Origin of the sequence: Pantoea cypripedii (assembly GCF_002095535.1) — a bacterium.
GTDB classification, from domain to species: domain Bacteria; phylum Pseudomonadota; class Gammaproteobacteria; order Enterobacterales; family Enterobacteriaceae; genus Pantoea; species Pantoea cypripedii.
In genome coordinates, this window is the sequence record NZ_MLJI01000001.1 from 2,521,835 (window position 1) to 2,541,342 (window position 19,508).

Below are 19,508 nucleotides of genomic sequence, written 5' to 3' on the forward strand. Positions count from 1 at the left end.
TGACCTGCATCACGGTTTTACCGTCACACTGTCGCGTCTTAGCGCCACAGCACCGCAGAACCCGGCAAATCAGGCCAAAAAGCCCGTCTGTTTAAGCCATTGTTCCCTCTGTCAGTTGCATAAAATAAAGCCGTCAAATTTACTCAGGCTAAGGTTGGACGCCATGTCTTCACCCTCACGGGCGCTGCTGCTGGATGCGGGATTCGCATCGCTGCCCTTTCTCGATGTGTTACGCCAGCAGGGTTACCGCACCGCGGTCTGTGGCAGTAAAAACCAGGACCCAGGCCATCGTTTTGCTGATGACAGCAGTCCGGTTAACTATGGTGATGTGCAACAGGTGATGGATCTGTGCCGTGAATGGCGCATTTCGGCGTTGCTGCCCGGCGTTACCGATGTGTCTTATCTCACCGGCTCACGCGTGGCGGATCAACTCGGTTTTCCCGGATTCGACGCTCCCGACGTCAGCGACACGTTGTTTCAGAAAGATCAGTTCCGCCATTGGGCGCAGGCTCATCATTTCCCGGTGCCCGCAGCGGTGGATCAACTGAGTGACAGCGACACGCTCCCGTTGCCCTTAATCGTCAAACCCGTGGATGCCTACAGTGGGCTGGGGATTACGCATATCAGCGAACGTGCGCAGTTACCCGCCGCTTTTGCTGCTGCCCGCCAGGCCTCACGCAGCGGCGAGGCGCTGATTGAACAATTTATTCAGGGTTCACTGCACAGTCATTCGGCGTTTATCCGCAACGGTGAAATCGTCTGCGAATTCTTTGTCGATGAGTTTTGCACCGTTTACCCGTGGCAGGTCAACAGCAGCTCCCTCACCACCCAGCTCAGTAGCGCATTGCAGGATCGGGTCAGTGACTGTCTGGCAACGCTAACCGCGCAGCTTGGTCTGGTTGATGGTCTGCTGCACACCCAGTTTATGACTGACGGCAACGATTTTTGGTTGATCGAACTGACGCGCCGTTGCCCTGGCGATCTGTACAGCCGCCTGATCAGTCTCTCCACCGGTGTGCCTTACTGTAGCCATTTTGTCGCGCCCTTTATCGGGCTGGATGACCATTTTGATCAACGCCGTCCGGTGCGCCAGCGTTTTATTGCCCGTCATACCGTTTCGGTGGCCCAGCCCACCCGTTTCCCTGGTTTTCACTTCGCTGCGCTACCGGCACAGATTCTGGATGTGATCCCGCTGAAACTCCCTGGCGATGCGCTGGAACCCGCTCCACGCGATCGCGCGGGCCTGGTGTTTGCCGAATGTGACAGCCTCGCCACACTGGCAGAGCTGACTCCTCATCTGAACCAGTATCTCAATCCGCCGATACAACAGGAGAGATCAATATGACCCAGCCACTCAAGCTCGCTTTCCTCGGTGGAGGCATCAATTCCGCCATCGGTCAGACGCATAAAATTGCCTGCCAGATGGATGGCGAGTTCCAGCTGGTTGCTGGTTGTTTTAGCCGCGATGCACAAATCAACCAGCAAACGGCACAGGCCTGGGGAATCCCGGCTGAGCGCCTGTATGACCATTATGAAACGTTACTGGCTGCCGAACATACCCAGCTGGATGCGGTGGTGATTTTGCTGCCGACCCCCCATCATCTCGATGTGATAGTGCGCTGCCTGGAATACGGCGTCGCGGTCATTTGTGAAAAAGCGCTGGTCGAGTCGGTCGCCAGCGCTCAGGTGGTGCACCACACCCTGCAACGCACCGGTGGTCGCCTGTATGTCACTTATAACTACAGCGGCTACCCAATGGTGCGCGAACTGCGTCAGCGCATCGCGGAAGGTGAACTCGGCGAGATTCAGCAGGTGCTGGTAGAAATGCCGCAGGAAGGCTTCAGCCGCCGCAATCCGGCCGGTGAAGTGGCACGCCCGCAAAGCTGGCGGCAATCCGACGGCGTTATCCCTACCGTTTCTCTCGATTTGGGTGTGCACGTGCATCAACTGGTGGATTTTATCGTGCAGCGCCGGGCCACCGATGTGTATGCCATCAACAGCCACTTCACCTCGCTGCCCAATATCATCGATACCGTGCATGCGGTTTCCCGCTATGAAGACGGCCTGGTGTGTCAGTATTGGTATGGCAAAGCCGCGCTGGGTTACCGTAATGGACTGCGTATCCGGGTGATGGGTGATAAAGGCAGTGCCGAATGGCTCCAGGTGGAACCGGAGACCCTGAAGCTCACCAATGCGCATGGGCAGGTCACGTTAATTGATCGCACCGATAACGCTAACCGCATCGCTAACCTGCCACGCTACTGCCGCTTCAAAGCCGGTCATCCTGCCGGGTTTATCGAAGCCTTTGCCAATTATTACGTGGATATCGCGCACAGTTTGCGCGGCGAGCATAACGAGTACAGCCAGGGCATTGATACCGCGTTGAGTGGCTTAACTTTTCTTGAGAAGACCCAGCGCAGTGCCACGCTGCATCAGCCGGTCACGCTACTGGATCTGCTCAGCCAGCCGGTGACTGCCGCCAGCTAACCCTGCATTAACCGCATCTCCCCGCGTCAGGGGAGATGCTTCTTTCATTTCTCTTCAGGCTGCCGCGATTTGGCTGGCTGCCAGCAAAATATCAATAATGCGCGTCTGCTCGGCTTCGGTCAGGGTCGGATGGATCGGCAGACACAGCACCTGTTGTGAGGTTTCGGTCGCCACCGGCAAATTATCGGGATGGGATGAATCGTAGCCTTTGTACATCGGGAACTGTGAAATCAGCGGATAGAAGTAACGACGCGCATAGATCCCGGCATCTTTCATACGCTGGTACAGTTCATCGCGTGACAGCGGGAAGTGTTCCGGGTGGATAAACAGCGGACAGTAGGCGTAATTCCACTCGGTTTGCGCATCGGAGTGCAACAGCGTGACACCGGGTACGGCAGACAACGCTTCCGCGTAGCGCTGATAAATCCGCTGGCGCACCGCAAAAGCCGCATCAACGTGTTTAAGTTGCAACATGCCAAACGCCGCCTGAAACTCGCTCATCTTGCCATTGATACCCGCTGCCACCACGGTGGTTTCGTCAGCAAAACCGAAGTTTTTCAGGTAATCGATACGGCGTTTAATTTTCTCATCAGGACAGATAATCGCCCCGCCCTCAAAGGTATTAAACACCTTAGTGGCGTGGAAACTCAGCACCGATAAATCGCCATGATTGAGGATGCTGACGCCTTCACGCTTCACTGCGAAGGCATGCGCAGCATCATAAATCACCCGCAGGCCATAGGTATCGGCAATACGCTGGATCGCATCGGTATCGCACGGAATACCGTAGCAATGTACCGGCATGATGGCGCTGGTTTGTGGCGTAATCGCCGCTTCAATTTTGGCCGGATCGAGGTTACAGGTCACCGGATCAATATCGACAAACACCGGTTTGATGCCGTTCCACAGCAGCGAGTGCGAGGTGGCGACAAAGGAGTAAGGCGTGGTGATCACTTCCCCGCCGATACGCAATGCCTGCAACGCCGTCATTAAGGCCAGTGTACCGTTGGAGAACAGGCAAATATGTTTGACGCCGAGGTACTCCGCCAGCGCCGCTTCCAGCGCCTGATGATACGGACCACCGTTGGTGAGATATTTGCTCTGCCAGATATTCTCCAGGTAAGGAATAAACTCCTCCAGCGGCGGCAATAACGGGCTGGTGACCAGAATGTTTTTATTGTCGTAATGTGGCGCGATCTTTTTCATCAAAACCCCCTGTGGGCGGTGTCACGATCAGGAAAATGGATACCCGCCTGCTGCCAGAAGCGCGTGAGTCCGGCTTCCGTCAGTTGATACGCGGGATCAAGCGCCGGAACCGACGGCCATTCAGCCTGCTGGTGCCAGTCGCGCAGTGCGGTAATCCAGAGATTCTCTTTATTACGGATATGGCTCGCCGACCCGCGATGCCTGAGTGAAGCAATGTCGCTGCACAGCACCGGCAGACCCGCCGCCTGGTAATGGAGTAATGACAAATCATCTTTGCCACGGTTTTCGTCCAGATTGAGACGAAACAGCACCGCCATGTTGACGTTGAGGCTGGCAAGTTCCTCAGCAGAAACCGGACCCGGTGCAGCGCGATGGATTTCGCCGATCGACTCAAGCCAGCTGGCTGGCGCTTCACCACGGATCACCCAGTCGATAAATGCGGAGGTCTCACCGACAACCTGGGCAAAAAAGCGTACATCGGCGGCACTTAATTCACGGGTGTCACATAACACGCGCAGGCGTGCGTGACGCGGTGCACTCGCCGGGGGAATCTCAGGCACCATGACCTGCGACGGCAGCAGGAATGCGGTTTGCTTACGTTTTTGCAGCCAAAGCTGTGATTCTTCGCTCCACACCAGCCAGCCATTCAGCCAGTTGGCCTGCAACAGTTCCGAGCCGGATTGCTGGCTGACACTGGCTTCCGGCAGGACATAGCATTGGCAGCCGCTCAGGTTCACCAGCGACGCAATGTTTTCCCGTTGTCGCTCGGCGACGTCGGCGGTAATGATCAACATATCCGGTTGCAGACGCAGCAGCACCCAGGGGGTAAAGGCGTCATAGGTCAGCAGCGCAATCTGTTGTTGCTGAGCCATCACATTCAGGATTTGCAGCAAGCGCACGCTATTGGGCTTATCTTGATCGCCATGCACAAAAGCCACACGGGGAATTTTCGCCTCGCTAAACGCGGGCCAGGTTTGTTTCAGGCTCTCATCCACGCTGAAAGGATCACCGTGCAACGAGTAATTAAGGGGATAGGCCGGATCGCACAGCAGGTCTCGTCCCCAGTGCTGGCGCAGCTGGCTGGCCTCGGGCGACGAAGGGTTGAATCCGCGCGCATGGCCCTCAGTTGCCACCACACTGTGCGGTGTCCAGATACTGCGATAACCGGCTCTGGAAATTTTCAGGGCAAAGTCGATTTCTGCCACGGCGGGATCGCTATAGCGTTCGTCCAGCCCGCCCAGCTGTTGCCAGTCACGCTGGCGGATTAACAAACATTGCCCATTCAGCAGCCGCGACTGGCGATCGCTTTGCAGGTAACCGCCCATCACAGGGGAATCCCAACGTTCTCCGTGACCAATATGTGCCGCCAGCCCGCGATGACCGGCAATAACCCCCGCCGAGAGGATATGCTGTTCGGTGTGGATCAACTTTGGTCCCACCATCGCCACTTCCGGGCGCAGCGCATGGTTCATCAACGCTGCCAGCCAGTTATCCAGCAGGAAAATCAGCTGCGGCTCAATAAAGCACAGGAACTCGCCGTTAGCCTGCGTTGCTGCCGCATTACGCAGGGCAACTGGCTGCCAGCCGGTGGCGACCTCAATCACGCGGATGCGTGTGGGATCGATGGTTGCCAACCCTGCCAGCCAGGTATTCAGGGTGTCATCGTCATGCTGATGATTCACCACCAGCAGTTCGGTATCGGGCCAGTTGTTATGTTGCAACAGACTGGTGATGGCTTGTTCCAGCTGAGCCAGCGAATGCCCCGCCAGCAGAATCAGCGAGACCCGTGGCAACGCGGTGTGACCATACAGCAGCTGCAGGGTCTGACCCGGCTGGATGTGCACCTGGGCGGCGGGATAACCCATCAGGTGCAGGCCATGCTCCAGCACCCGCGCTGTCTCCAGGCTTTCTGTCTCACTTAACTGCGGCTCAGGCAAGATACACAGCGGGTCCGGGTAATGCCGGATCGTCTCAACACCTGCGTGTAAGGCGATCAGCTGCATCAGAGCAACTTCAAATGCCTGCGGATATTGCCGTGCCTCACCCTGCCAGCGTTGCAGTGCCTGGCGTGACAACAAGCATCGCTTCAGATATGCCGCAGGCGTTGCACTGAACAGGTCCCAATCCCAGTGGGGTTTCAGATGTGGCACCGCAGCGCCTGCTGCGTTCAGCCACAGCTCGTCGCTGTACACCGCCAGTGCATCCGTTTGTCTGTTAAGGAAATGGGCCAGTACCGGCCAGCTTTCCGCGCTGTAAAAACTGCCAGCGGGGATGCAATGTAACCAATCATAGGTGGCTTCAACGCTGGCATGTTGCAGCCAGTTGAACCACTCATCCGCATGAATCACCAGTATGTCGGCAGGCAGGGTAAGATCCTGCGCCGCAATCACCACCACCTGTACGAATGCAGGCCGTTGCACCAGCGTGTCGAGGGTGAGTAACAGATGATCAGGATTCGTGGGATCGTTAAACACCGCCACCAGGATACGCGGCGAGCTGGCTAATGCCAGCCTGTCATGCAGAGCGGGTGTCAGGCTACGTTGCACCAGCCAGTTTTCCAGTCGTCCCTGCCACAGCGTCTGCTGGTGCTGGCGCAGCTTCTGCTGAGTCATCTCCACCAGCTGCTGGATCTGCGCCTGAGTCTGCTCACGTCGCTTCAGTAAGGTATCGCGCATCTGCCACAAATTGGCACGCACAGCCTCAAGAGTGGCGGGATGGTCATCCCAGCAGATGCCGACCGAACCATTTTCCGCCAGCGTCGCCTCGGTCAGGGCATATTTTTCGTAACCTGTTGCCGTCAGTGCCACCACCGGGCTGCCACACAGAATCGCCAGCAAGGCGGTACCGGATGATTCATAGGTATAAAACGTCCGCGCCGCTTTCAACTTCGCCGCCAGTTCAGTCAGCGTCAGAGGATTTTGCATTGAGAGGATCTCAATGCCCGGCGGTAAGGCGGAGAAATCAACCGCAGAGAGCGGCACGCGGTTCAGATACAGGATGTCGCAGCTCTTTTCTGGCTGATCATCCTGGAACAGATCCAGGTCATAGCATTCGATATTCAGCAGGTGCGGATTAGCATATTTCCCGGCAAATTCCGGGCGATACCAGAAAAACAGGTCATCAGCACCGGCCTCCAGAGCATTGCCGTTCATGACCCCTTCCCGGTTCAGCATATAACGCACCACCATCGCAGCCTGATGACGATTACCGCTCACCACTTCCGGGTAGATAGCGGTAAACAGGCCGCCGCGCAGACGGTGCTCCCGCAGTTCGATACCGCTAACCACCGGGGTATTCCAGGCCGGATTAACGGCGCAATTGACCATCCATGCCTGTCTGCCACTTTCATTCAACAGATGGCACAAGCGATGCATCACCTGTATGCCAGCCGAAGACTCGCGATAATCCGGCGCGATAATGAAATAAGGGAAGTTTTCGTCCTGAATGGTGGTCATCGTTGTGCGCTTCTTCTGTAGCTGATGTAGCCCGGCAAATATTCCCTATACTAGCGACCCCGTTCTGCCACCAATCCCCAAAACAAAGGGCAAAAACGGGGTATTTACGTCGTTATCAGGCAGTCCAGGCTTTTAACCAGTTATCCAGGTGCGTGCCGGTCAGCATCCACTCATCCCGCACCAGGGTTTGCAGTGCCAGACCATTGCGCTCGCTGGCATCCGCATCGCTGAGGTGCATACGGATCGCATCCACCCAATCTTTGAAGCGATTCTTGACGCGGGTGACCGGCAAATCGGTGTGGCGATAGCATTCCACATCGCTACAGATCACCGGAATGCCGCAGGCACCGTACTCCATCAGACGCAGATTGCTTTTGCAGATGTTAAAGATGTTGTCTTCCACCGGCGCCAGCGCCAGATCGAGATTGAGTGCCGCCAGCGCCGCCGGATAGAGACTGATGTCGACACCAGCATGATGTTCATGCACGTAAGGGCGCAGTTTTTCCGGACACATGCCCATAAATACCCACTCCACATCATTCGCCAGCGCCTTCACCACGTCGGCAATCATTTCCAGATCGCCCTGATGGCTGGAGCCACCGGCCCAGCCCACGCGCGGTTTGCGCCCCTGGCCGCGCAGGCTGTGCAGGTTGCCCCACCAGTTCACCGGCAGACGGTTCAGCACCACCTGGATATCGGGATGGAAAGTGGCGAGTGACTCGGCCAGCGGCGGTGTCGACACCACAAAGCGGTCGAAGTAGCTCAGGCTTTTACGCAGCAGCCCGGAGATCTCCTGGCTGAAATTGGCACGGTTGTAATGCTTCATCGGCAGATTGAGGATGTAATCATCCAGTTCGAACACTTTGAACATATCCGGCATCTTGCCCGCACGTTCGATCCAGCTATGGAAGGCCGGTGCGTAACGGCGCTGGATGATCAGGCTGTCGGGACGATACTGCGCAACTTCGCTCAAATTGAGCAACGATAACGAGGCGTTGCCCTGTGCTTTTCCTTCCATTTGCATGGCATACAGCGGTTGCAACATGCGGTAATGACCACAGCCCGCCGTATCGGAGTGATGCAGCAGCAACTGCGGCAGCGCGGCACGTTGCACCGGACGCCAGTTCATTTCGCTGTCATTGCTGATATCAAAGTGGCGGCTGCGCAGTGACAGATTGGTGTTATAGGCCGGGTCATGCCCTACCAGCGGCAGCCAGCGTTGCAGCAGTTTGTCTTCTTCCTGTTGCTTAAGCTGGGCGGCGGTCTTGATCGTGACACCCGCAAAGGGACTTTTACGCTCAGCGGCACGCATGATACGTGCGTAAGGGGTCCAGACCGTGAGATAACCCTGTTCACGCGCGCGCAAACACAAATCCACATCGCTAAACAGCGGCTGGCTTTCATCGAAACCGTTAAGCGCCGCGAACACGGCAAAACGCACCAGCATAAAGTCGCCAGACACGGCGCTGTAATTCTGATCGAGATGCAGGCGACCCAGCGCACTGGGATCTTTATCATCATGGCCACGCAGCACATCGCCTACCACACCATTGATGCCCAGAATATAACCCGCGTGACGGACTTTATTATTCGCGGAGAGTTGCTTACCGCCAACAATCGCCACTTCCGGACGCTGCCCATGATTAAGCAGATTATCCAGCCAGTCGCCATCGGCAATCGCCAGCTCGCTGTGCATAAACATCAGGTATTCACCCTGCGCCTGCTCTGCGGCCAGATTGCTCATCGCGCCCTGATGCCACGGATGCGGATATTGAATGACGCGAATACGTTGTGGATCCACCGTGGCAATGGCACTGAGCCAGTTGTCACGTTCCGGGCTGTGCTGGCAGTCGGCCACAAGCAGCAGCTCATAATGCTGATAGCGCGTCTTCTCCATCAGGGTGGTCACACAGGTAATCAACGCGGGCAGGCTTTGCCCGGCGAGGATCACGATCGAGACTTTGGGCTGCGCCTCGTGGTTGTAGCGCAGCCGGTAATTGTAGTAATTGTCGAGGGCGATTTCGGCATTGGCGTAACCCCGATTTTGCAGGTGACGCTGGATAATCCCGGCATCCACCGCCACATCGCGTGCACGCAGGTGCGCCGTCAGCAAAGGTTCCGCCAGGTGTCCGACGACATTCAATCCTTGTGATTCGATCAATTTAACCATCAAATCCAGCTCTGCTGCCTGCGGGTAATTGAGGTCAAACCCTTCCGCTGCCAGCAGCAATTCACGGCGAAACAGCCAGTGCTGGGCCATGGTTTTCGGCGAGCTGAGCAGCATGTCGAGGTTGAAGTCCGGGCGGAACGCCAGACCTGAGGGTTCACCGTTGATGAAGAAATACTCATCGGCATATAACGCCAGCACATCATCACGGGAGGGCAAGGTACTCGCCAGTGCGATCAGGCCAGAGGCGTTAAAACGCGTCCCTGCCTCAACAAAGATAAACCAGTTGGCATCCTGATCGTGGATCAGTTGATTGATCACAGGCAAACGTTGCTCGGCTGCGGCTGGAAACGCCAGCACGCCCGCCTGATTATCGCTTACCGCCCCCACCAGCATTGGGAGCAGCGTCAGCAATGGGGAAGAAAATGCCGCCAGCGATGTCACGGTTTCATCAAGCAGGGCCGCATTATCCGGGGTGACCGTGATCACCACCGCCACACAAACCGGTTGCGTGACTTCCGCACTCATCTGCATCAGGGCCGCCTGGTGAGCCGGAGTCAGCTGACGCACCGCATTCCAGTGGTTAAGGGTGCTGTTGCTCAGCGCCTGATACTGCTGCTGACGCATATTGTATTGCGTCGTTTGATCCGGTTGCGTCAGCGAGGTCACCCTGACGATATCCGACGGACCTTTGGCATTGATATACCATACCGCTTTACGCAACTGCTGAATCAGTTTCTCACGGGGAATGCGGATGTGATCTTCCCCCTCTTTCATATGCGGTTGCACATACAAATCTGACACACGCACCGTGCACAGTGCCTGCGGGAACCACACCACATCCCCCTGCGGCAGTAGTTTGCTGTACAACACCAGCGCACCAATTTCTGGCAGCGCCTCACCCTCAATGCTTAATAACGCACCGTTATCTGGCATCAGCGCCAGTAACATGTCCCGACGCATCAACGCAGCACTGAGATCACCGAGCAGGTTGTAGCCGAGACGACACTGGTAACGCAACAGGTCCGTGCCCTTGATCACCCCCGACTCCGGCAAAAACGCGGCGGTGGAGAGGATATCGGCCAGCGGTTCACCGGCTGCATCCATCCGGTTGCGTTTTGATAGCGCCAGTACCGCCTGAGGTGTCGTGTCTAATGCTCCAACCAGGGTACTGATGGCGTTGCTGGCCAGCAGGTCCGTATAACTCAGCACATTAATCAACTCACCCCGCGCTTCCCGGATCGCTTCGGCAATCGCTTCAGGATGTCGCGCTGGATAAATCAGATGACGAACCGGATGACCCGGTTGATTCAGATAAGGTTGCAGCCGTTGTGCGACAAATTCCGTACCGCTGACGTCAGCCACCAGGATTTCACAGTTGGGATGATCCTGCGCCAGCGCACTGTTGAGCGCCCCTTCCAGCCAAACGGGAAAATACGCCGTGATAATAATGCTGACAAGCGGGGAGTGGTTCATGATGGGCCCTTCTCTGGCAATGGTTGCGTCAGCCGTCATCGGCACGCAGCAAGACGATTTTTCCTTATCCTAAGGGTTGCCAGTGAATTCAATCCGCCAAGCAGCGCCACGATTTTGCGGTTATTCAGCCATAAAAAAACCCCGCCGGAGCGGGGTTTGGAAGTCATTAGAGACTTACTGCAGCAGAGACAGAACCTGCTGCGGAACCTGGTTAGCTTTCGCCAACACGGAGTTACCCGCCTGCTGGATGATCTGTGCTTTAGACATGTTCGACACTTCTGTCGCGTAGTCCGCATCCTGGATACGGGACTGTGCTTCTGACAGGTTGGTCGTGGTGTTGTTCAGGTTGGTGATGGCAGAGTCCAGACGGTTCTGCACCGCACCCAGGCTTGAACGGTAGGTGTCAACCTGAGAGATAGCTTTGTCCAGCAGAGCCAGCGGGTCAGCAGTAGATGCACCAGCGAATTCAGCAGTCGCGGTGGTTGCACCACTGGTGCTCAGATGAATGGCCATAGTACCGCTGGTTGATTGAGCAGCGTTATTGCTGTTCGCCAGCACGGCACCGCTTACCGCGTAGTTTTTGTCTTGCAGGGTGGTGTAAGCAGTCACATTACCGCTGCTGTCAGTACCCACTTTAATCAACTGACCACTCACGGTCGCCGGGCTGCCGCTCGACAGACCATTCGCTGCGTCATCATAAGAAACGTCAACGGTGTTCAGTTCAACTTTACCTGCGTTGCTGCCAGTTGTACCGTCGGTATCAACAGAAACAGAGTAATAATCGCTGCCAGACTGTACCACGTATTCGCTGGTGCCAGTGATCTGGTGCAGAGACAGCGTACCGCTGCTCACGCCCAGTTTAGAAGCGACGTCAGTCAGGTCGATATCCTGCATCACGCCGGTGCCGGTATCAGCAACCTGAGTGATGGAGTCAGACACATCCAGAGAGTTTTTAGCAACAGAGAAGCCGCTCAGACCCAGAGTTGAAGAGTCAATCTGCTGCAGGTTGATGTCGATAGTTTCGCCATCGTTTGAGCCAACCTGGATGCTCATTGAACCGTTTTTAGACAGCACGTTCACGCCGTTGAAGGTGGTCTGGCCAGACACACGGTCAATTTCGTCGAGACGTGATTTGATTTCGTCCTGGATTGAAGACAGGTCAGAATCAGAGTTAGTACCGTTCTGAGACTGTACAGTCAGTTCACGGATACGCTGTAAGTTGTTGTTGATTTCAGACAGTGCGCCTTCAGTAGTCTGCGCAGCAGAGATACCGTCGTTGGCGTTACGAGCTGCCTGAGTCAGGCCGTTGATGTTAGAAGTGAAGCGGTTGGCAATCGCCTGGCCCGCTGCGTCATCTTTAGCGCTGTTAATACGAAGACCAGAAGACAGACGCTCGATAGAAGTAGACAGAGCAGACTGGTTCTTGTTGATGTTGTTCTGAGTGATCAGCGAGAGGCTGTTGGTATTAATGACTTGGGCCATGATAAATATTCCTGTTAATCAAGTCTTTCGGTTAAGGTGTGGGCTTCAACCCGCCGGCTTCAGCGCCGTCAAAGTTGTTATCGTCTGCCTTTAAACAACCTTTAGATTTTTTTTAGTACCAGGCAAAAATTTTTCACTTCAGCCTGTCACGCTTATCTTTATCGCCCAGGTCTTGCACTTCTTTAGTGCCGAATGATCACTTTTCTAGCGTCAGAAATACCCTTCTCTATATGCGCTATTCGCTTTATTACTCTCAGGTAAATACTTTTAAACTTTCTCCATGCTAAGCCGATAACCCCGGTATTCACTCTCCGTGTCGACATAAATAAGGAAACAACATGGCAGCTACGATTACTAACCTGGGTGTCGGTTCAGGCCTCGATTTAAGCAGTATTCTGGATAGTCTGGAAACCGCCGAGAAAGCGTCATTAACGCCAATTTCCAATCAGCAGTCGGCGTACACCGCAAAACTGAGCGCGTATGGCACGCTGAAAAGCGCGCTGACCACGTTCCAGACCGCGAACACCGCGTTAAACAGCGCCGACCTGTTCACTGCAACGACGGCGACCAGCACCTCCTCCGCATTCAGTGCGACAACCTCTGGTAGCACGGTAGCGGGCAACTACACCATCAGCGTGTCACAGCTGGCCCAGGCACAGACTCTGACCTCTGCCACGCAAACCAGCAACAGCACTGCGCTCGGCGATAGCTCTGCCAGCAGCCGTACCATGACCATTAAACTGGTTGATGGCACCAGTAAAGACATTACCCTGACCAGCGATCAGACTTCGCTGACCGGTATGCGTGATGCGATCAACAGCGCTGATGCTGGCGTGACCGCCACCATTATTAAAACCGGCGATAGCAGCTACCGTCTGTCACTGACCTCGACGGAAACCGGCAGCGATAACGCCGTCAGCAGTATCACGGTGACCGGTGATGATACGTTGCAGGGTATTGTTGGTTACGACTCCACTGCCAGCAGCAACGCCATGACCGAAAGCGTCACGGCGCAGAATGCCAAACTGACGGTGAACAACGTTGCGATTGAGAACAGCAGCAACACCATCAGTGATGCGCTGGAAGGGATTACGCTCAAGCTGAATGACACCACGACCGGTAACCAGACACTGGCCATCACCAAAGATACATCGAAAGCAGATACTGCCATCACTAACTGGGTGAGTGCTTATAACACCCTGCTGACGCAGTTCGATACGCTAACCAAATATACCGCGGTGGATGTGGGTTCCGACACCCAGGACTCCAGCAACGGCGCACTGCTCGGCGACAGCACCCTGCGGACTATTCAGACGCAGTTAAAAAGCATGCTGACCAATGCGCAGAGTTCATCGACTTATAAAACCCTGGCGCAGATTGGTATCACCACCGATCCGACCTCAGGCCAGCTGGAGCTGGATTCCGACAAGCTGTCCACGGCGCTGAGCACCGATGCTGATGGCGTTAAAGAGATGATTGTTGGCGACGGTAAAACCACCGGTATTACCACCACCATTGGCAGCAATCTGACCAGCTGGCTCTCTACTACGGGTATTGTGCAATCGGCTACCGATGGTGTGAGTAAGACGCTGAACGACCTGACCGATCAGTACAACGACATGAGCACACGCATTGATAACCTGATTGCGCGCTATAAAACGCAATTTACCCAGCTCGACGTCACTATGAGCTCGCTGAATAGCACCAGTACTTACCTGACTCAACAGTTCAGTACTTCATCCAGCAGTAGCTCATCCTCATAAGGAGTGATTCATGTATAGCGCAAATGGCACAAAAGCCTATGCCAAAATCGGCGTTGAAAGCGCCGTCATGAGCGCCAGCCAGCAGCAACTGGTGGTGATGCTGTTTGACGGTGCGCTCAGTGCGCTGGTTCGCGCCCGCCTGTTTTTACAGGACGGTAATATGGAGGGCAAAGGTCGCTCGCTCTCTCATGCGATCAACATTATCGAAAATGGACTCAAACAGGGTCTGGCAGACAGCAACGGTGATGAACTCACCGAAAACCTGTTAGGGCTGTATGCCTACATGGTACGCCGTCTGTTACAGGCTAATCTGCGTAATGACGTGGAAGCCATCGAAGAAGTTGAAGGCCTTCTGCGTAATATCGCTGATGCCTGGAAAGAAGTCGCTCAACCTCAACACCTTCAGGACGCCGTTTAATGACTATCGCACCGCATCTGATTGCCATTTATCAACAGTTACTCGATCTCAGCCAGGGAATGCTGCGCCTTGCCGCAGACGGCGAATGGGATGAATTGATTAAAAAGGAGTTGGAGTATGTCAGTGCGGTGCAAAAGCTAGCCCGATCAACGCAGGATGCTGCACCTTCGCTGCAAACCCAGGAACAGTTGCGCCCGGTACTCCGCCATATCCTCGACAACGAGAGTGAAGTCAGACGTCTGTTGCAGGCTCGTATGGATGAACTGGCACAGCTGGTGGGGCAAACATCACGGCAGAAGTCGGTGATGGGGGCTTACGGCAAGCAAGGCAGCGTGCTGGTGCCGCGCGAATCGGTGTAAGTTTTACCCTCACGCAGCGGCAGAGAAAGACATTTTCCCGCCGCTGCGTCTTTTTATTGCTGAGCGACGCTCTGCGTCGGCCGCAAAATCTCCGGCTCGATGTTCTGAATCACTGCCTCATTGGGGCGTGCCGCCACTTCCTGTAACGCCTGCTGGCACTCTACTGTCGGACGTTCCACTTTACGCATGCGCAAACCGTCGTAACGCAGCTCACCATTTTGCAGTCGCAGCGGCATTACGCGCACCAGACGCGTCACGTTGACCCACTGATCATCAAAGCGCGTCAGTTTGCCCGGCTTGGCGATGACGCGCTGCCATTGACGACAATCCAGCGTATCCCCCTTAGCACCGATGATCAGACTCGCCATCGCCTGGTCGCTAATAAGCTTGCTCTGCGGCCCGGTAGTTTGCCAATAACCCTGCAATTCTGCCGGAGGCGGGGTTTTCACGGCGGCTTCATAGTTGTTAATCTGCGCACAACCGGTCAGCGCCAGCGCCGCCAGTATCATCCACTTTTTCATCTTCGATCCCTACACTCGCTTCAATGGCGGCTACGTTATAATTTTTCCAGTGAGTTTCGCAAGCTATCTGCACGCGGGTTGTTCGTATCACGCTCTTTTTCCGTGATAGAAGCGCGCCCGGGCGACAACCCGGCTGCGGCACGTTACACTACGCGCCGAGTCGATCAGCAGGAATTCCGCATGAAAACACCAGAACAATATTACGCCCAGGCGCGCGAGATGTTTTTTGCCGCCCACCCTGATTTCCAGTCAGCGCTGGATGAACTGACGGAGCAGGATGCCCAGCAGGCGAGCATGACATTAGCCGCCCTGCGCCAGTGGCACGCTGAGCGTATCTACGCCGCGTTTCTCCGCCAGAAAAACCTCGACGGTATGCTGTTTTCCATTCAGCTCGCCGAGCCAGATAAAGCCGTGGCGGCAGAAGCGATCGAAACCTATCTGAAATCACACGCTACGGCGCTGGGAATGACGTGGGAAGAGTTCTGCATCAAAAACGAACTCTGATGCCACGGCACGATTTCACCTGGCCCTAAAAAGCTCAAAATGATCAGGATAAAGTTGTACAACTACATAAAAGTTGTATAACTTAATCTCACGACTTCGGTCGTAGATTGTCCTTGAACGAATGGTGCCTTTGCACCGCCTCTGGAGGTGTTGCTGGATTTCCACCTCCAGAGGTAAAATTTTTTTGCTACTCTTCGCGTTCAATCGCCTTCACTTCAACATAACGCGCCACGGCCAGCAGGCGGTTAATGTGCGTCAGCAACAGATCCACATCTGACTGCAAGAACTCCTGTGATGAGCGTGATGCCGTCACAATCGCGTCCTGCACCGTGTCACTGATGGTCAGCGAATTATCCTGTTTGGCCTGAATCAGCAGCGCAGCAATCAGCAGCGACTGTGCTTCCACCTGCGCCATGAGTTCTTTTGCTTCCACATCCATTTTTGCCATCTTGAGCAAAATATCGATGACCAATTGCCGCATGTTTACCCCCTGGAATGTAAAGTATCCTGATCAAAGATAATATTTTCGTCTTATCCCTTCCCGCCGCTTGATACTGTTTTTATTTACAGTAATATGACGCTCTGATTCATTAAATGGAATGCCCTGATGTTTGTGGAGCTGATTTACGACAAGCGCAACGTAGCGGGATTGCCCGGCGCGCGCGAAATGATTTTGCAGGAACTGGAAAAACGTGTGCAGCGGGTGTTTCCGGAAATTGAAGTGCGGGTTAAGCCGATGGAACGCAATGCCATCGAAACCGACATGAGTAAAAACGAGAAAGCCACCCTGGCACGTATCATCGAAGAGATGTTCGATGAAGCTGATATGTGGCTGGTGGCTGATTAACCACCAGCTCCATCGGCTTAGCTTTCCTGCTCGCTATGATTGATGGCGATTTCCAGATCCTGAATCGCCTGATCAATATCATCCAGCAATTTTCCCTGCCTGTTGATCAACCCGTCAAACCGGGTGGCATACTCTTTATCTTTATATTCACCGGCATCAAAGGCCAGCCAGTGACTGGAAAGCGTTTCAGTATTGGTTTGCGCGTAATGACGCATCTCTTTTAGCTGTGAGGTGACATCACGCAGGTAGTCAGTTTTGGTTTTGATTGCCTCTGAATCACTCATGCTATTTTCCTTTTTCTAAAAATTGCCAGTTTTAATAACGTGCGAATGATTAAAGTTAGTAGAAAATAGCGGTAACGCCTTAGGAATAATCGGAACTGAGTGCGGATCAATATCGGGCAAAAAACCCGCACAGTGGCGGGTCAAATAAGACAAAACTACGGCAAAAATTACAACACGTCGGTCAAGTGATCGACGACAACCCTTCCGTTTACATCGGTTTGCGTAATCCGATAACTGACGCACCAGGAACGCTGGATACACATTTTATCAAACAGGGACACCCGCCCTTTATGTTCGCCATTCGCACCGATAATGCGCCATTCAGTAATATCTTCCTGACCGCGATTGTTAAGCCTTTGCATGCCCTGTTCTACTAAGCGATCGCTATCATCAATCTTCAAATAATCACGCAACATTGTACTCACCTCCCGTTAACGAAGGTCACACTACGCTTTTTATTTGTCGTTTCAATCTAATTTTTTTATCGATGAGTTAGCAACAACCTGATGCAGAAAGAATCCGACTTGACGCAAACCCATCTCCACGTTCCAGCCGGTCAAAGGCGGGAAAAGCGACTGTAAATATAAATCATCTGCAATATCGTCTTTTTCCGTCATCGCTCTGTTAATGTAGGTCACACAAAAATAATGCTGTGGAACCTGCCATGCTCTCAACCGTCCTTTATCGCAGCCATCTGTGCGACCATGTTCCGGTGAAAACTCTGGAAGACATGGTTGATAAGGCCAATAAAAAGAATGAATTATCGGATGTTACGGGCATTTTGTTATTTGATGGTCTGCATTTTTTCCAGTTGCTGGAGGGGCCGCCTGAAGCCGTGCAATCTATTTATGAGCGGATCTGTAAAGACGCGCGTCATGAGAACCTGGTGGAATTGTTGCATGACTATGCCCCCGCCCGCCGTTTTGGCAATTCCGGCATGGAGCTGTTTGACCTGCGCGAGCATGATAAGGCCACGGTATTGCAGGCAGTGCTGAACAAGGGGACATCGAAGTATCAGCTGACCTTTGAAGATCGGGCGTTACGTTTTTTGCGTACCTTTGTCGAAGCCAGAGAAAAAGAAAACTATTTTGAAATTCCTCCGGCCAGCACCTGGGAATTTATCGCTGATACCGAGGAAAAGGTGCTGATTAACGTTATCCCGGATCCCTCAACGCACTGCCACTTTGCCTTTCAACCGATTATCGACCCGTTCTCACGCGAAGTCCTGGCGCTGGAAGCGCTGATTCGCAGCGCAGATGGGGGGCCGCCACAAAAGTTTTTTGCTCCCTACAGCCGCAAGCAGGCCTATGAAGTCGATCTCAAAAGTAAAAGCCAGGCCTTTAAGCTGGCAAAGCAGTTCGACATTCCGGAACTGACGCTGTCGATTAATCTGTTACCGATGTCGTTGGTGATGGTGCCAAACGCCGTGGATTATTTGCTGACAGAAATTCGCGCCAGTGGTCTGGTTCCTGAGCAGATTGTGGTGGAGGTGACTGAGGATGAAGCCATTTCACGGGCCGATGAATTTGCCGCCGCGATTAAGCAACTCAAAGCCGCCGGGATCAGCGTGGCGCTGGATGATTTTGGTGCCGGATTTGCCGGCCTGTCGCTGCTGGCAAAATTTCAGCCCGATAAGATCAAAATCGACCGCAGCATCATCAAAGACGTCCACAAAAGCGGTCCGAAGCAGGCTATTGTGCATGCCATTATTAAGTGTTGCTCCTCACTGGAGATCTCAGTGATTGCTGAAGGCGTGGAAAAAGCGGAAGAGTGGATGTGGCTGGAAGCTGCCGGGATCAGCAAATTCCAGGGTTTCCTGTTTGCCCGCCCGCAGCTAAACGGCATTCCTGCGGTGGCCTGGCCGGAAATCCAATAAGTTTTATCATGCCATAGCAGACAGGCCACCCGCGGGTGACCTGTCTTAAAATTAATGCCCCACCCGGCGCTTATCTCCGGCACTCGTAATTGGCTTAGCTCTTGAAGGGGCAGGACAATCATCTCAGATTATTCCTAGCAAAACTTAGCAATAGTTGCTAAGTTTATTATTAGCCAAGTAACAGTATGTTTCAGGTATTAACTCGGGTTTTACACCGACATATTCATGATGTCGGTGTACGCCGACACCAGCTTGTTTCTGACCTGAATCCCCATCTGCATGGAAATCGATGATTTCTGCAAATCGACCATCACGTCGTTCAGTGCGATGCCGGGTTTACCCATCTCAAAATCCTGCGCCTGAGTACGCGCGTTGTTCTGCGTTTCACTGATTTTATCCAGCGCTGATTTCATCGTGGCCGCGAAATCCACCTGCTGCGTTGCATCACTCTGCTGACCGCTGGCCTGCAACGATGTCAGCTGGAGCTGCTGCAGAACACCATCAATTGCCTGAATCGACATGCCATTACCTCATTGAAGTTGATCCGATTTTTCACGATGGAAAAGTTAGCACACTGTCAATAAGACAAAGGCGCTAAATGACTGCAAAAAACCCGGCTTATTCAGCCATCAAATTTCGCGATTCAGAAAATAATGCAAAGCA

Annotated in this window: 18 protein-coding genes; 8 read left to right on the forward strand and 10 right to left on the reverse strand. The window is 54.0% G+C overall.

Going from position 1 to position 19,508, the window contains the following annotated elements; genetic code table 11:
- The first annotated feature begins 163 nt into the window (after positions 1-163).
- Both HA50_RS11665 and HA50_RS11670 read left to right on the forward strand, forming a co-directional pair.
- Positions 164-1,345 (forward strand): ATP-grasp domain-containing protein, encoded by a 1,182-nt coding sequence (locus HA50_RS11665; RefSeq protein WP_084875567.1) that lies wholly within the window; start codon positions 164-166, stop codon positions 1,343-1,345.
- Positions 1,342-2,487 (forward strand): Gfo/Idh/MocA family protein, encoded by a 1,146-nt coding sequence (locus HA50_RS11670; RefSeq protein WP_084875569.1) that lies wholly within the window; start codon positions 1,342-1,344, stop codon positions 2,485-2,487. The genes HA50_RS11665 and HA50_RS11670 overlap by 4 nt, the downstream gene beginning before the upstream one ends.
- Before the next feature lie 54 nt (positions 2,488-2,541).
- On the opposite strand, the gene vioA is transcribed toward HA50_RS11670, so the two are convergent.
- The 4 genes from vioA to HA50_RS11690 all read right to left on the reverse strand — a co-directional run bounded on the left by vioA (position 2,542) and on the right by HA50_RS11690 (position 12,273).
- Positions 2,542-3,693, reverse strand: a complete 1,152-nt coding sequence (gene vioA, locus HA50_RS11675; protein ID WP_084875572.1) for a dTDP-4-amino-4,6-dideoxy-D-glucose aminotransferase VioA — start codon at positions 3,691-3,693, stop codon at positions 2,542-2,544.
- Positions 3,693-7,148: a glycosyltransferase family 2 protein gene (locus HA50_RS11680; RefSeq protein WP_084875574.1), complete on the reverse strand. Its 3,456-nt coding sequence runs from the start codon at positions 7,146-7,148 to the stop codon at positions 3,693-3,695. The genes vioA and HA50_RS11680 overlap by 1 nt, the downstream gene beginning before the upstream one ends.
- Positions 7,149-7,263: 115 nt before the next feature.
- On the reverse strand, positions 7,264-10,791 hold the full coding sequence (locus HA50_RS11685; RefSeq protein WP_084878491.1) for a glycosyltransferase: 3,528 nt from the start codon (positions 10,789-10,791) through the stop codon (positions 7,264-7,266).
- Positions 10,792-10,965: 174 nt separating this feature from the next.
- Positions 10,966-12,273, reverse strand: coding sequence for a FliC/FljB family flagellin (locus HA50_RS11690; protein WP_084875576.1), 1,308 nt, complete (start codon positions 12,271-12,273; stop codon positions 10,966-10,968).
- Between the two features lie 338 nt (positions 12,274-12,611).
- Here HA50_RS11690 and fliD point away from each other — a divergent pair, with 338 nt between their 5' ends.
- The 3 genes from fliD to fliT are packed head-to-tail and all read left to right on the forward strand — an operon-like array spanning position 12,612 to position 14,813.
- Positions 12,612-14,036, forward strand: coding sequence for a flagellar filament capping protein FliD (gene fliD, locus HA50_RS11695; protein WP_084875578.1), 1,425 nt, complete (start codon positions 12,612-12,614; stop codon positions 14,034-14,036).
- A gap of 10 nt (positions 14,037-14,046) precedes the next feature.
- Positions 14,047-14,454: a flagellar export chaperone FliS gene (gene fliS / locus HA50_RS11700; RefSeq protein WP_084875580.1), complete on the forward strand. Its 408-nt coding sequence runs from the start codon at positions 14,047-14,049 to the stop codon at positions 14,452-14,454.
- Positions 14,454-14,813, forward strand: a complete 360-nt coding sequence (gene fliT, locus HA50_RS11705; RefSeq protein ID WP_084875582.1) for a flagella biosynthesis regulatory protein FliT — start codon at positions 14,454-14,456, stop codon at positions 14,811-14,813. Before fliS ends, fliT begins: the two co-directional genes overlap by 1 nt.
- Before the next feature lie 53 nt (positions 14,814-14,866).
- Here fliT and yedD read toward each other — a convergent pair whose 3' ends face one another.
- Positions 14,867-15,334 carry a lipoprotein YedD gene (gene yedD, locus HA50_RS11710; RefSeq protein WP_084875584.1) on the reverse strand — a complete coding sequence of 156 codons (468 nt, stop codon included), beginning with the start codon at positions 15,332-15,334 and terminating at the stop codon, positions 14,867-14,869.
- Between the two features lie 180 nt (positions 15,335-15,514).
- Here yedD and HA50_RS11715 point away from each other — a divergent pair, with 180 nt between their 5' ends.
- Complete coding sequence (locus tag HA50_RS11715; protein ID WP_084875586.1) at positions 15,515-15,838, forward strand: DUF6388 family protein; 324 nt, start codon at positions 15,515-15,517, stop codon at positions 15,836-15,838.
- A 187-nt stretch (positions 15,839-16,025) separates the two neighbouring features.
- Here HA50_RS11715 and iraP read toward each other — a convergent pair whose 3' ends face one another.
- Positions 16,026-16,319, reverse strand: coding sequence for an anti-adapter protein IraP (gene iraP / locus HA50_RS11720; protein ID WP_084875588.1), 294 nt, complete (start codon positions 16,317-16,319; stop codon positions 16,026-16,028).
- Between the two features lie 126 nt (positions 16,320-16,445).
- Between iraP and HA50_RS11725 the strand changes: the two genes are divergently transcribed.
- Positions 16,446-16,685: a DinI-like family protein gene (locus HA50_RS11725; protein ID WP_084875590.1), complete on the forward strand. Its 240-nt coding sequence runs from the start codon at positions 16,446-16,448 to the stop codon at positions 16,683-16,685.
- Positions 16,686-16,702: 17 nt separating this feature from the next.
- Here HA50_RS11725 and HA50_RS11730 read toward each other — a convergent pair whose 3' ends face one another.
- From HA50_RS11730 to HA50_RS31385, 3 genes are all read right to left on the reverse strand, one after another.
- Complete coding sequence (locus HA50_RS11730; protein ID WP_084875593.1) at positions 16,703-16,969, reverse strand: hypothetical protein; 267 nt, start codon at positions 16,967-16,969, stop codon at positions 16,703-16,705.
- A gap of 167 nt (positions 16,970-17,136) precedes the next feature.
- On the reverse strand, positions 17,137-17,385 hold the full coding sequence (locus HA50_RS11735; protein ID WP_084875595.1) for a hypothetical protein: 249 nt from the start codon (positions 17,383-17,385) through the stop codon (positions 17,137-17,139).
- A 51-nt stretch (positions 17,386-17,436) separates the two neighbouring features.
- Positions 17,437-17,607, reverse strand: a complete 171-nt coding sequence (locus HA50_RS31385) for a hypothetical protein (RefSeq protein WP_158087401.1) — start codon at positions 17,605-17,607, stop codon at positions 17,437-17,439.
- Positions 17,608-17,633: 26 nt separating this feature from the next.
- Between HA50_RS31385 and HA50_RS11740 the strand changes: the two genes are divergently transcribed.
- Positions 17,634-18,845 (forward strand): diguanylate phosphodiesterase, encoded by a 1,212-nt coding sequence (locus HA50_RS11740; protein ID WP_084875597.1) that lies wholly within the window; start codon positions 17,634-17,636, stop codon positions 18,843-18,845.
- A 209-nt stretch (positions 18,846-19,054) separates the two neighbouring features.
- Here HA50_RS11740 and fliE read toward each other — a convergent pair whose 3' ends face one another.
- A complete protein-coding gene (fliE, locus tag HA50_RS11745; protein ID WP_084875599.1) occupies positions 19,055-19,366 on the reverse strand; it encodes a flagellar hook-basal body complex protein FliE in 312 nt (103 codons plus the stop codon).
- Positions 19,367-19,508: the final 142 nt, after the last annotated feature.